Source organism: Proteus sp. fly-1089, assembly GCF_040138965.1.
Lineage (GTDB): Bacteria > Pseudomonadota > Gammaproteobacteria > Enterobacterales > Enterobacteriaceae > Proteus > Proteus vulgaris_B.
In genome coordinates this window covers 1-15,264 of the sequence record NZ_JBEETS010000010.1, presented here as the reverse complement: position 1 = coordinate 15,264, position 15,264 = coordinate 1, and the positions used below count along the sequence as shown (strand labels likewise).

The following is a 15,264-nucleotide window of genomic DNA, read 5'->3' as shown; positions in this document are numbered from 1 at the left end:
ACATTGAATAAAAGTTGATAATCAAACTCTGGAGTGGATATGAGCCAACGAGGTCTTGAAGCACTATTGCGTCCTAAATCTATTGCGGTAATTGGTGCCTCTGAAAAATTAGGTCGTGCTGGAACCACTATGATGAAAAATCTACTCAGTGGTGGATTTAACGGCCCTGTATTCCCAATTAATCCCTCTCGTGGCTCTGTCTCTGGTGTTTTTACTTATCCGTCTATTGATAAATTACCCCAAGTTCCTGATCTAGCAATTATCTGTACCCATCATCACCGTAATCTTGAGTTGCTAAAACAATTAGGTGAATCAGGCTGTAAGGCTGTTATTGTCCTTTCAGCACAGCCTGAACAGTTCCAGACAATAAAGTTACTCTGCCAGCAATATCATGTCCGTTTACTAGGCCCCAATAGTCTGGGTCTTTTAGCACCGTGGCAAGGGTTAAATGCCAGTTTTTCACCTCTCCCTGTTAAAAAAGGAAAACTCGCATTTATTTCACAGTCAGCGGCTGTTGCCAATACTATTTTAGATTGGGCTTATTATCGTAATATTGGGTTTTCTTACTTTATTGCCTTAGGGGATAACCAAGACATACAAGTCGATGACTTACTGGATTTTCTAGCAAGAGACAGTAAAACTAGTGCTATTTTATTACATTTAGAGCATATTAAAGATGCTCGCCGTTTTATGTCTGCCTCTCGAAGTGCTTCACGCAATAAACCTATTTTGGTCATAAAAAGTGGTCGTACCCAAAAAGCCCAGCTGTTATTAGGTGATACACCAAGTTATGACATCGCTTATGATGCTGCATTTCAACGCGCAGGTTTATTACGCGTACAAGATACTCATGAAATGTTTTCTGCTGTTGAAACTCTTAGCTATATGACGCCCCTAAAAGGCGAAAGATTGATGATTATGAGCAATGGCTCTGCACCTGCTGCCATGGCGATAGATGAGCTATTTTTGCATTCAGGAAAGCTGGCAAAACTGACAGATGAAACAACGCAAAAACTACAAAGTGTTATTCAAGAAAAAAGCACCATCCGCAATCCATTAAACTTAGGTGATGATACAACTGTTGAACGCTATATTGCGACGCTTAATTGCTTATTAGATAGTCATGATCATGATGCTTTATTACTTATTCATACCCCAAGTGCTATAGCACCCAGTATTGAAACAGCACAACGCGTCATAGCAGCAATTAATCAGCATCCTAGACGAAAATGGCTCACCGTTTTTACTAACTGGGGCGGAGAATATTCATCTCAGCAATCACGTAAATTATTTAGTGAAGCCGGTATTCCTACTTATCGCACCCCAGAAGGCGCTGTTACTGCATTTATGCATATGGTGGAATATCGTCGGAATCAAAAACAATTAAAAGAAACACCCGCATTGCCTTTAGATATCAAAATGAATACGCAACAAGCGCATCATTGTATTGAAGAAGCATTACAGAATAAGCAGTATCGATTAGATACACACCAAGTCCAGCCTATTATGGAAGCTTATGGTTTCAATACACTGCCTACCTGGATTGCTCATAATGCACAAGAAGCCGTCAATATAGCAGAAAAAATTGGCTATCCTGTTGCACTAAAATTGCGTTCTCCTGATATTCCTCATAAATCTGAAGTTCAAGGTGTCATGCTTTACCTACGTGACAGCACTGAAGTTTCATCAGCGGCCCATGCCATTATTGAACGAGTAACAGAACTCTACCCTCAGGCTAAAATTCAGGGTTTGTTAGTGCAAAGTATGGCAAATCGAGCAGGCTCTCAAGAACTGCGAGTGGCAATAGAGCAAGATCCTATTTTTGGCCCATTAATTCTATTGGGTGAAGGGGGAGTTGAGTGGCAAATTGAAACTAAGGCTGCCGTTGCATTACCGCCTCTGAACATGGCACTTGCTCGTTATCTGGTAATTAATGCAATTAAAAGTGGAAAAATACAGCCAAGAAGTGCTTTACAACCTCTAAATATTTTAAGCTTAAGTCATTTTTTGGTACAGGTTTCTCATCTACTTTTAGATTGTCCGCAAATTGTTAGGCTAGATATTCACCCATTACTGGCTTCTGGCAATGATTTTACATTATTAGATGTTGCAATGGAGTTATCTCCACTGCAAGGTGATCCCCACCAAAGACTCTCTATCCGCCCTTATCCTAATGAATTAGAAGAAACATTTTATCTAAGAGATAGTAATCCTTGTTTTATTCGCCCTATTTTACCTGAGGACGAACCTCTACTAAAAACATTTATTAACCAAGTGACAAAAGAAGATCTTTACTATCGTTATTTTAGTGAGATAAGTGAGTTTACTCATGACGATCTCGCGAATATGACTCAAATTGATTACGATCGAGAAATGGCATTTGTCGCAATTCGAAATCCAGAAGATCAACCTGAAATCATTGGTGTCGCACGCGCAATGGCAGATCCGGATAATCAACATGCCGAATTTGCTATCCTTGTGCGATCTGATTTAAAAGGAAATACTCTAGGTCATCAACTTATGACTAAACTTATCAACTATACTAGAGTACACGGTATTAAACGTTTAACCGCAATAACCATGCCTGAAAATCGCAATATGATAAGTTTAGCGAAAAAATTAGGTTTTTCGGTTGAAGTTCAGTTTGATGAAGGAATAGTGAATCTTGACTTGCTTCTTTGATCCTCAAAAAATGTGTAAGTACGATAATCATAAGAGAAAGTTTTGTTATGTGATTATTCACGCAACCTTTGATAAATTAGCTATATATGATGATTTTATGCGTACATCCCATATAACTAATGTTATGATCAGAAGATCGGTTAAAGAAAATCTACATGGACGATGGCTCCATCTGCCATCATAAACAAGAGAACTAAGCACTGTGATGTTGTCTAAACTAAAACTTGCTAAGCATCAACAACACCTTGCACAACTGCCTAAATTAGCTCAGTCAGTTGCTGATGTTGAAACGCTTTATCAGACGTCCGCGTTTCGCAGCACCTTATTGAAATATATTGCTCAAGCAAAAAAAGAGATCTTTATTACAGCTCTTTATTTAGAGCACGATGAGGCTGGTGAAGAGATCCTTGATGCGCTTTACACTGCAAAACAACAACGTCCTGAATTATCCATTACCGTTATTGTTGACTGGCACCGTGCTCAACGTGGGCGTATTGGTGTCTCGGCTGATGCGACAAATGCAGATTGGTATTACCATGTTGCACAGCAACATCCTGGTATAGAGCTCCCTATCTATGGGCTCCCTGTTAATACTCGTGAAGCGCTAGGTGTATTACACCTAAAAGGTTTTATCTTTGATGATACGGTTATTTATAGTGGTGCAAGCATTAATAATGTGTATTTGCATAAGCTAGATAAATATCGCTATGACCGATATCACATTATTCAAAATAGTGAATTAGCGACCACAATGAAACAGTTTATTGTGGGTGATCTTCTACAATCTGAAGCTATTCAACGTCTTGATATTAAAGATAGGGTTCGTTGTGCCGAAATAAAAAATTGCATACGTCAATTTCGTTTTAATTTACGCACGCGTGATGGCTATGATATTAAATCCAATGCTTCTAATCATGAATTAGCAGTAACACCTTTAGTCGGTTTAGGTAAGAAAAATATCTTAAATAAGACTATTTCTCACCTAATGGCTTCTACAGAAGAAAAATTGGTTATTTGCACACCTTATTTTAATTTACCTGCGATCCTTGTTCGTCAAATCAGCCATTTATTAAGAAATGGCAAACAAGTCGAAATTATTATTGGTGATAAAACGGCAAATGACTTTTATATTCCACCTGAAGAGCCATTTAAAATTATTGGTGCCCTGCCTTATCTCTATGAGATCAATCTGCGTAAATTTACCCAGCGTTTCCAACGATTTATTGATAATGACCAATTAACAGTAAGGCTTTGGAAAGACAGTGATAATACCTATCACTTAAAAGGTATGTGGGTTGATGATAATTGGCAATTAATTACAGGTAATAATCTTAACCCACGAGCATGGGGATTAGATTTAGAAAATGCGATATTAATTCATGATCCTAAACATGAATTGTATGAACAACGACATAAAGAGCTAGCCTGTATTCGCCAAAAAACACGTATTGTAAAACATTACCAAGAGCTAGAAAGTATTAAGCTTTACCCACTTAAAGTGAAAAAATTGATCAAACGGTTACGACGTATTCGTGTTGATAGATTAATTAGCCGTATACTTTAACGCTAACACTTCCTGCTTCGAAGCCTTACTTAATATCAGTAAGGCTTTTTTGTCTTAACAATCATCTTCTATACTTTACGTATCTTATTTATGATCATAAATTCTTCGTGAGAAGGCTTTTATTTTTATGAAACTAAAGCTCAAAAACTATTTTTTGGTTATTTTATTATCAACAGCATTAACGGGTTGTCAGTCATTTCATTTTGCTAATGATAATTGGAAAGGAAAGGATAAAGCCCAGCACTTTTTATTTTCTATGGCGGCATCAGCAGGAGCAAACGCCTACGCAGATCACCAACATTATGGTCACAGAGAAGGATTACTTATTGGATTGTCATTTTCTATTAGCTTAGGTCTAGCTAAAGAACTTTACGATAGCCGCCCTGAAGGCACAGGCTGGAGTTGGCATGATTTTGCTTATGATGTTGCAGGAGCAGCCGCGGGTTCATTGCTTTATCAGCAATTAAAGTAACACAAAATAGTGTTCATGATAGAACAACTATTCTGTATTTCTTTAAGATATTATGAGTCAGCAACATAATATTAATATCTAAACATTGTGGGTTGATAAGTCCAGGAATAATAATTAAAAACATCAAATATTGAATATGGATTTGTTTTATGAATTTTAAAAACATGTCGTTCTGAAAATGTTTTCGCCATTTTAGCATGACCCGCTGGACCGGCTATTTTTACGGCTTCAGCAAAAAGTTCAAAAACGTCTTCTAAAACAAAGTTACCCGTCATAGGCCCAATAAAACTCTTAACATCTTTTTGTGCTAATTGCCCTAATTTATAGCCTATAGAATGGATCCCTCCTACACCAGAATGACACGCAAGAGTACGCAAACTAGCATAATCATCTAAATTATAACGTGTTTTCAATATACTATATAATTCATCAGCATCCATATTACGCAATCCACCTTCGGTTAATACGGTCAGTAAAGAGCCTTTACCAACCGGCTCACCATGAGAAACAATATTTAATCGGCTGGCATTTTTATAAGTGTCTTCAAAAGTATAAAATCCCTGATCCAACAAATCTATTTTCCTCATCGTTCCACCCAACGTTATGGGTTTATTTTTAAAGATTGACGCCGTTTTACTGATCCCTTTTCCTAACGAGTAGATCCCCAAACCAATAGAAGGGGTGGCTAAACCTAATGATACCCATCCTAGAATTTCTGAGGATTTTGGATCCTTTTCTTCTAGCGCACCAGCGGCAATTGCGGTTGCACCGCTAGCAACTTCTAATGCCGTTAATGCTAGTGCAACACCTAAACCAAATTCTAAAGACGCGCCAAATGTTAATGGTGCAAGCAATAGCCCAACACCGCCTAATATAATACTAGCCCATCCCCATCCACTAATATGCCCACTAGGATCACTTAAATTAACAGGATCACCATCACAATAAGCATATGCATTTAACCCGCCAGCTCCAAATGGACTTAAACTATCAGGGCAGGTAAAGCGCATTAAGCGAGGTTGATAAGCGCGATAGCCATTACCTAAAAGATAACTTTGACTGAAACTATCCCATAATTCACCTGTAAAACGAGGTCCAGCGCTGAACGCTCCTGCACCATCTCCCCAAGGTGAATAAGAAAGAAAAGAAGCGGGATCATCTGGAGTATTGAAAAAGGCAAAAGCAGATCCCATCATATCTGTTGCAACTTCAGTATAAAGCTCAGTATTATCATTATTGGATTTAATATCGTACTTAAAACCAACACAATATTTACCCAACAAATTATAGCGCACATTAACATTAGGATAGATTTCATTTGCTATAGCATCATTGCGATAATAGAGCTCTCCTACTCCACCTTTATATTCTTTTGTTAATAAGCGATTTAAACCGTCATAACCATAACTAATTGTATCTTTGTTATTAATAACTGTTTTTAATCGACCTAATTTATCATAAGTTAATTTATAGCCGAATATATCCTCAATCATCCGCCCATTCAAATCATAGTTTAAGGTAATGGAAGGTTTATTATTTGAATATGAAAGATGGGTTAATTGACAAGGATCATTCGAATTTTGGTAATGGTAGTCAACAACTTCATTACCATTATCAAAGATAGTTGTGGATTTTTTAATATTACCTAATGCATCCCATACATAACTTTGCTGTTTAATATTCCGCCCCTCGCTATCTTTAGAAAACATTTCACCTTTACATAAATAATTTAATAATCGTCCCATATTATCATAAGAATAAGTTTCATTTTTAATTTCTCTCTTATTTAAAAATAATTTCTTATTGGATAATTTATTTGTCATTAAAAATGTTTGTTCAACATCTATATTTTTTGTTTTATTATTTCTTATTTCAATTAATTCTCTTTTAGTTTCTCTTCCAAAATCATCTAACGTTAATTTAGTTTCTAACGTGCTATTGTTAACGTTATATATTGCCTTATGACCAATATAATTTCCTAACTCATTGTAATTAACAGTAGTAGTAACAGCTCTATCAACAATTTGTGTTATTTGATTGTTCTTATCATAAACATACATCTGAGTTTCATTATCAACGCCAGTATAGCTAACGAGTAAATTTCTTAGCGAATAAGAATAACTTACTCTACGTTCTGATTTCCCCTGTAAAGTTATTTTTTCATTTTTTAACTGACCTGATTTCGTATATGAAAAAAGATGATTGAAACCATTATTTTCAGAGTATTTTATTAATCTTCCAGTTAATGGCTCATATTCATATTGTTGTATTTCTCCATTAAATTTTATCGAAGATATCGCATTATCTAATTCTGAAATATATTCATAAGAAATAACGCTATTATCGGCTGTTGTAACCTGATGAGGATCTGGTGAAGCACCTTGATAACTCATTGTTAAATTACGCCCGCCACATTGATAACGTGTTAGCCTTCCAAAACTGTCAAATTCTTGTGTTCCGAGTATCATTTCATTACTATCATTTGGTTTTAATGAAATTTGAATAGGTAGGCTATCTTTATATTTTTTCTTAATAATAGATCCATCTGGTAATTTTTTTTCTATCAGTTGGTCAAAGTCATCATATTCAAATGTAGTCACATTATTTGATTTATCGATAGTTTTACGTATTCGCCCTAAACCATCAGTAAAAAATTGCCAGTAATACTCTTCAGTCACACCATCTGATTTAAGTTGAACGATCTTGTTAATTTTTCCTGATTGATTAAACTCTTTTTGAATAATACCTGATTTCTTATTCACATCGCGAAGTGATATCGATTGAGATCTGAACTGATTTTTTATTGGATCAAATATTTTTCTATTTGAAAAACCATTACTATAATCTTCACCAATCAAGTCACCCCAATCGTTATATTTATATAATATTAAATTTTCCTTAGGCTGCTCATTAGGATTATCTATATTATGCAAATCGTAATGTGTTACACTAATGACTTTTCCTAATGAATTATAATCATATTTTTCTATTCTAAATCCATTAGGAATTTCTTCAGTAAAATAAAATTTCTCAACAATCCGACCTTCTCCATCCATTTTACTTAAATATTTATTCCCTAACGCATCTTTAACCGAAAATTCAATTGGTACATTAGATAAAGCAATATTTAATTCATATTCAATTTTATTTTCATATGGGGTCTTAGGCGATAGGATATTTGATATCAGTTGCCCTAATTTATCATATTGATACTCTGAAATATTTCCTTGTGTATCTTTTTCCATAATTAATCGATAAGAAATAGGCGTCCAACGTTTTTCTGTAGAAACAACGATATTATCTTTAATTCCTGTTAGTTTCTTAATACAGGAAATATAATCACTATTTGAATAACTCCATTCATATTCTTCCTTAAGAGATAACGTCTCTACTTGTTGTTCTGTTATTGTTACTTTTTTTTCTAAAACTCGTCCCAAATTATCAGATGAAACATCATTATAATAAGAGATACTTTGCTTTCTTATTTGGTTATTATTAGATAAAATTATTTCTGATGTAAGTAATACCATATTATTAACAGGTAATAACTGGCTATTTTTTATGGAAAAACTGTCATAGAGATATTGTTTTTTTCTCGTCGGTGTTTCAAATTCAGTTGTAGCAGGTGTAATCGTTTCTTCTTTTATAAATTTTTTAAAACCATTTGGTTCTGCTGGACATTTTCCTGATTCACCACTGGGATCATAATAAGTAAATTCAGATTTGGTTGAATCAAAAGCAACCATTGAAATAATATTACATTCATTATCATACTCAGTTATACTTTTTTCTCGGCGATAATTATCACCTTGCTTCCAAATTATCAGGTATTCTTTTGGCATTTGATATTGAGGTAACTGCTGTTCAAAGCTTTTATTTATATCAGCGTAATATGTTATCTGAGTGATTTTTTCACATAATATCTCATTAGTATGAGAAATTGTTTGTTCTCTTTCTTCGATAACTAAATGAAAACTATTATATATTCGCTTCGTTGCAAAAGTAATATTTTTATCAGTATCTTTTCTTTTTTCTATTGAATCATATTGATAATTGTTTTCGACATTATATAAATAATCTTGTCCATTGGTCGTTATTCTGGCGCTAGCACCACCGTAACCAAGAAAATTTTTCTCTGAAAAATCATATTCAACTATTTGCTTTTTCGTGCCTAAACCAGGTGAAACAAAGTGTTTTTTCACATAAGCGATATAAGGGATCTTATTTATAACTCGAATTGGGCTTCGAGAATTAACTTGATAACTTTGATTGCCTTCTGGTAATCGATGTCCATTAGTTTGATATTCAACATGCTCAACTAATCCTGTTGGAGTAATAATTTTAGTTAAATACTTATGAATATTACTACGACCATAACGAGTATAAAATAATTGCCAAACTAAATCGGTATTTAGCGCGCGGATCGTCACTGTTGAAAGAAAAATATCTTGTTTATATAAGATGATTGAATAACTTTCATTCGTTTCTGGCCAAATATCAAATTGTATTCTTCCCAGTGTTTCTGAATAAGTCGCTTTGAATAACTCGCTACTGTTATCTCTTACCGATTTTAAACGAAAACTATCACCAAATGCTTCCCACTCTAAGGTAAGTTTATTGCCTGAAGGGCTGTATATCTCACGAACAACTTTTACATCATCAGCAGTATTATAAGAAGTTAATTTTTCACTGACTCCTGACTTATATAAAACCCAAAGTTCATTTCCTTTTTTAGAAAATTTAAAATTTTTTGGTTTAGCATGGATAAATGTGCTTTCTTGTTTTTCTTCTTTAACTTTATAGACTTGCCCTGTTGATAAAGTTAATATTTTAGAATTCTTATTATAGCTAGTTAAGTTATCAACAATACCAAAAACATAAAGAAGATTATAAAAATTTAATGGAGAATAAGAAAGTGTTAGTGATAATTCCGGTCCCATATGTTGATTGCCAATCAAATGGGCAATAGTAATATTAGTACAGAAAACACCTGTACGAGGATCAACATGACCTGTTAGCGCACTCGTAAAATTAAAAGCTTGAGATTGATGAAATTGTTCCATATTTTCACCTTATATAAATTTAATTTTTTATGTAAAAATAATTTTTTATTTTATTTTTCTTGATAAATTAATACTCTACTTTCAAATCCAGACATGGCCATAAATTCTGTTGAAATGGCTTTAGTGGCATCCGTTTTAAAAATAACACTAATCGGGGCATAACCTTTAAATGCCCCAGCAGTTACCTCAATAATATTCACATTATTTCTAATAAAAAACTTACTTACAAAAAAAGAATTATTATCAGGATCAGGATATGAAGCACTAACCGTATATTCTTCCCCTGTAAAAAAATTTACAAATTTTATTTCTTTATTTTTAATGGCAGATGTTAATTTATTTTCATCAAGTAAATAATAACTATCGTCAGATTTCCTCGCGACAAAAAATAAATAAAACTTTGCAATATGTTCAGGATCATTACGATAAGAAAATGCATTTAAATTCTCTTCTAGTAATTCAATTCTTTCAAATTCAGCGATTTCATTCAATGAATATGGTTCCATAATATATCCTTATAATATAATACAATTTATTTTAAGGTATCATCTAGGCTGATACCAATAACCAAACTATCAGCAAATTGTGCAGTTTGAACCTCTGAAGCTTTAAGACCAGATAATGCGCTTGTCCCTGTATAATTCGATGCAAATGAATTTAAAGACTCAAGATCGTCATAAAGCTCACTAAATGCAGCTCTAACCAAATTAGCAGAACTGACCTCTCCTTCAACAAAGGTTGAAGAAATTGATTGAGCAACAGAGAGGCTATTTTTAATCGGAATAGATGTTGGTCTATAAACCGGATTAGTACCAATATCTACGGTATCCCACATCATTTCAGCCAATTCAGCTTCTTCAACTCCAGCAAACGTTCTAGAAAGTGAAATCAACTCATAGCCTGTTTCTGTTTCCTGTCCAATCTTAGCAATTAAACTAATATCTCTCCATGCAGCGACACCGTAAACGAGTGATGCCATAATGGTGATAACACCTAAAATAATGTCAGTAATAATAATACCTTTATCGACTTTATTAGTGATATTAATATTTATATCATTGATATTTTTCAAATCAGGAATAAATATTAGTTCATTTTTATCATTCCTCACCATTTCAAATGTTAAAGATTGATTGATATTAATTGTTGAAGTGACATGTCCTTTTTTAGGTCTAAACGTTGCACCATTAATATTAATATGAATACGATCTTGTTGAAGATTAATATTTAATCCATTCGCAGGTATTAAAGGCTTTATAACTTCATTTTCTGTTTTTGAGCCAATAACAAATTCCCCCCATATGAGTTCTTTTTTATTATAAACAGATAAACCATATTCACTTATTTCAAAATCATCCTCTTTACTTCCACTAATAAAGTTAACAGCAGCTGGAAGTAAAAAATATTTAGTGTATATTTCTTTACTAAAAATAACTAAAGCATCAACATTATTCGTAAAAAAATGAGATATTCTATTATCAATAGATTGTTGTCTATCTCCAATATTTTTATTGCTATCAATAAGATTCAAGCATGAAAATATATCTGAACTTTCGTCGCTTTTTGTATGTGCAACAGCATAGCTAAATGCCGTCGGTTTAATCCATTGAAGATCCTCATTTATAGAGTCAAGGTCTAACATAACAATTGAAAATATATAATCAAATTCTTTAATATTTTCATTAAAATAGGATAAAAATAAAAGATCTAAAACCTCTTTCATTCCCTCTACAATATTCGTATAATGACTTTCGACTATAATAACTGCATTTGACATATCAATAGATTTATCATTAACTTGTAGTATCCACGGTACTCCATTATTTAAAGAAGAGGGATCTTCAATTGTTTTTGAAGTATCAATTTTTTTTTGTAATGTAATTTGAATCGTTATTGAACTCCCTTCTAATGATCCTATTAACGTATCTTTTTCATCATATAACCCACCAGAAGAAACAATACACTCAATTAAAATATTTTTTCCGGTTCCCCCCTTTTTTAACGACCAATTAGTCCATTCACCTGATATTTTAAATAATGAAGTTATAATTTTTTTCGAAGCTGAGAATTTTTGAGGATAATGTTTATTTTTATCGATATATTTATTAATTATTTTATAATTTGTAGCATAAACAACATCCCAACCATAAGTTGCAATTTCTTTCATAATTTAAATTCCATTTAATTAACTGCGCATGAAAAAGTTTTCAGATAATCCACATTCTTTATATTTAGCATCAATATTCATACTAATAGGGAAAACATCGAATTCCATACCATAATTACCAAAGCTCCAAAGAAGATAACTCATTTGACTACGGATCCCTTGAATTAAGGCATCAACAACCCATCCTCCAAAGATCCAAAAGATTAAAGCAACATCATCATGAGCTTGAGAAGTAAATAATGGAGAAGAAGAGGAAATGAGTTTCACTCGTGGTCTATTATTACTATATTCTAATGATATTTTGTATTGACTTGATAAGCTAAAAGAAACATAACTACTATACGAAACAACATCACAAGTTCCTGTTGCATTATTTATAATGATTTTATCACTAATTATTTCAATAAGTGCATTATCAAAATAAGGCGTATAACCATTCATTTTATTTAATGGGATCCGTCCATTATTGTGAATAATATTATTCTCCCCAATTTTAAAATGTTCTTTATGAGAACCTTGAAAAATATGGGGTAATCCTTCAAGAAGGACATATTTTATAAACGCCCATTTAGCGATAAGAAAACCTGATTTATCTTCTTTTCTAACCAAGTTATGATCAAATTGCAATTGTAGATCTGTTAATTTTGGTGGATTTGGATTAGCCTCCAAAATAGTTAATACACCAAGAACACCTAATTCACCATTAATACTCTCATTGTAAGAATATTGAATTATATGACTTTTCATCCATGTATTATTACCATCAGGTAAACTAATTAACTCAGAAAAAATAAATTGTAATTTTTCTTTATTTTCAATAATCATTTTAGCCATTAAATCAGAGAATAATTCTGATACGAATTTTTCATCGTTAGGAAAAATATTATTTATATCATCATCTAATATAACAATACTGCCATCACCTGAAAGGACATTTATTTGTTTTTTCTCTAACTTTTTACAGTTTATTTTTAATATAGTATGATTAACATCATTTCCCACAAACTCTAATTCAATTTCTATCTTAGGACATATTCCATCAACAACAATATCTAGTTTTTCACCTACAATTGTTGTTGTTAATTTTCCTTTTTTAATTGGTGTTATAAAATGAATTCTTTGAGAGCTTCCTCCCGATACAATTTGCCAACTATCAAATTCTCCTTCAATTAAACTATTATTTTCACTTTTAAAAGTAAATTCCTTAATAAATAATTCTCTGTTATTTGCAATTTTATCATTAATTGATGAACACTTTGCAGCACAAACCATATCCCAATTATACATATCCATATGAATATCCTTTTTCTTTTAACTCATTTTTAATCCGATAACAAAACTATCGACTAATGTTGCCGATTTTAATTCCATATTTTCAATACCAGGCCATTTCACTGCGCCAGTAAAATTACGTGCAAATATTTTAAAACTAGGTACATCATCAAAGATCTGATGATATATCGCTTCTGATAGTGTCGTTGCTCCCCATATAATACCTGTCGTTGCTGCAGTCACTGCTGAACCAATTTTTACAACATTAAATACAGAAGGATTTGAAGCCACACCTCGTTGAATTGCAGCAGCAATAGGCGCTAACTTTTCCAAGTTGATAGTAAAATTAAATAATTTAAATGAGAAAGAGGCAACTTTTGCACCTGCATTAGGGACTAATGTCGCCATTCCAGTCTCAGCAATAACCCCAGCTAGACTTGTTCCCAATGCAATAACTGAAGCAATTGATGTCACTATTCCAGTCACAATATTTAGCCAATCTAACCAATCATCAAATTTAACAGAACAACTAACAACCGCATCACCTAAACCTTTTTCATCTGGCACAAAAACAGGTTCCCCATCTTTATTTTTTTCTACTTTATATCGAAAGTTCTGTTCTATTCCCATATATACAGTTACCCCCCATCGAGGACGATAATGAGCGCCACTAATACTTATATGAATAAAATCAGATTGAAGAGTCAAAATAAAACTTTGTGCGGGAATGGTGGGAGACATGATTTCATCGTCAGGACCGACAAAATCCTGCCAAACAGTATCTTTAATATTGGTAAGTGATAATCCATTTTTGTCTATTTCAAAATCAGCTTTTGTAGAGCCCTTAACAAGGGCAACTGCCGCTTCTAACAGAATATGCTTAACAAACATTGATTTACTTATGATCAGCGCTGCATTAGCACCATATTCCTTAACAACCTGCAACGCTGCTATATCAACTGTTTGCTGTAGATCACCAATGTCAGTTTTTCCATCGACTAATGTTAAGGCAGCAAAAGCAGCAGATTTTTGATCTATAGAGCTATTTGCTGAATAACTATAGGCCGATGGTTTGAGCCATTGAAAATCACCTTTATTTGCTTTTAATCCTATTAATACGACGGAAAATACTTGTTTGAAAGTTCCTACATTTCGATTAAACCAATTTTTTAAAACGATATCTACAAGTGATGCTAAACCATTTTCGGGCGAATAAAGCTCTTTATTGGTGTAATTAGATCCCGTAACTACAATCACCGCTTTGCTATCCACCATTAACTTATAACATTTTGTATCTTTCGATATTTCAGACGTTTCATCATCACCTATCCATTCAGTAGGATCGGTCTCAATACCATCCAGTGAAATTTCTATATTTAATGTGGATTGTGAGGCATTTTTATCATCATTTATAGGATAAGATTTTCCTATATAAGTCACAGTGGCATTTTTAATGCTGCACTGCATGTAAATATTTTTACCGCTGGCTTCATTCGCGATAGACCAATCCCCCCATTCCCCTTCTACTTTTAAATCATTACCAACCACCGTTATATAGTCTGAAAATGATTTAGGATGGTTATCACCCTCATTAATAACTTTATTCAGTGTTTCAATATCTGTAACACTGACTACATCCCAGCCGCTTGTTGATACATCAGCCATAATTAATCCTTCTTATAAAAGAGATATACTTTTGATTAACAAACCATGTAATTTAACCTTTTTTATCTTCAACTTTTATTATGGGGAATTTCATTGGAAATAAAACATCAAATAAAATTAGAGAGTTATTAACTTTTTAATACAATAGAAAATTAATAAACGAAATGATGGGATATAAAAAAGGGGATAATTAAAAAAATTAAGTAGAATAAAAATGCGTTTTATTCACATTTAAAATGGAAATTCACACAGAAAATAAACACCCAAACGCAAAAAAGCCAACCCATTGGGTTGGCTTTCTTGTCTTATTTAATGCCTGGCAGTTCCCTACTCTCACATGGGGAGACCCCACACTACCATCGGCGCTACAACGTTTCAC

The 15,264-nt window shown here is 33.2% G+C and carries 8 protein-coding genes; 3 read left to right on the top strand and 5 right to left on the bottom strand.

All coding sequences use genetic code 11. The annotated features are described in order from the left end of the window. Nucleotides 1–39: 39 nt before the first annotated feature. The 3 genes from ABN080_RS17110 (at nt 40) to ABN080_RS17100 (ending at nt 4,718) form a co-directional block, all read left to right on the top strand. A complete protein-coding gene (locus ABN080_RS17110; protein WP_196553467.1) occupies nt 40–2,682 on the top strand; it encodes a GNAT family N-acetyltransferase in 2,643 nt (880 codons plus the stop codon). A gap of 205 nt (nt 2,683–2,887) precedes the next feature. Continuing rightward, complete coding sequence (pssA, locus tag ABN080_RS17105) at nt 2,888–4,246, top strand: CDP-diacylglycerol--serine O-phosphatidyltransferase (protein ID WP_349441638.1); 1,359 nt, start codon at nt 2,888–2,890, stop codon at nt 4,244–4,246. A gap of 127 nt (nt 4,247–4,373) precedes the next feature. Then, nucleotides 4,374–4,718 carry a YfiM family lipoprotein gene (locus ABN080_RS17100; protein ID WP_349441600.1) on the top strand — a complete coding sequence of 115 codons (345 nt, stop codon included), beginning with the start codon at nt 4,374–4,376 and terminating at the stop codon, nt 4,716–4,718. Between the two features lie 71 nt (nt 4,719–4,789). Here ABN080_RS17100 and ABN080_RS17095 read toward each other — a convergent pair whose 3' ends face one another. The 5 genes from ABN080_RS17095 to ABN080_RS17075 are packed head-to-tail and all read right to left on the bottom strand — an operon-like array spanning nt 4,790 to nt 14,885. After that, a complete protein-coding gene (locus ABN080_RS17095; RefSeq protein WP_349441599.1) occupies nt 4,790–9,781 on the bottom strand; it encodes an RHS repeat-associated core domain-containing protein in 4,992 nt (1,663 codons plus the stop codon). A gap of 50 nt (nt 9,782–9,831) precedes the next feature. Further along, nucleotides 9,832–10,287, bottom strand: coding sequence for a hypothetical protein (locus ABN080_RS17090; protein ID WP_349441598.1), 456 nt, complete (start codon nt 10,285–10,287; stop codon nt 9,832–9,834). Nucleotides 10,288–10,313: 26 nt separating this feature from the next. Beyond that, complete coding sequence (locus tag ABN080_RS17085) at nt 10,314–11,948, bottom strand: TULIP family P47-like protein (protein WP_349441597.1); 1,635 nt, start codon at nt 11,946–11,948, stop codon at nt 10,314–10,316. Between the two features lie 18 nt (nt 11,949–11,966). Next, nucleotides 11,967–13,241, bottom strand: a complete 1,275-nt coding sequence (locus tag ABN080_RS17080; protein ID WP_349441596.1) for a TULIP family P47-like protein — start codon at nt 13,239–13,241, stop codon at nt 11,967–11,969. A gap of 18 nt (nt 13,242–13,259) precedes the next feature. Beyond that, entirely contained in the window at nt 13,260–14,885 is a 1,626-nt protein-coding gene (locus tag ABN080_RS17075) for a TULIP family P47-like protein (RefSeq protein ID WP_349441595.1), read from the bottom strand. Between the last annotated feature and the right edge of the window lie 379 nt (nt 14,886–15,264).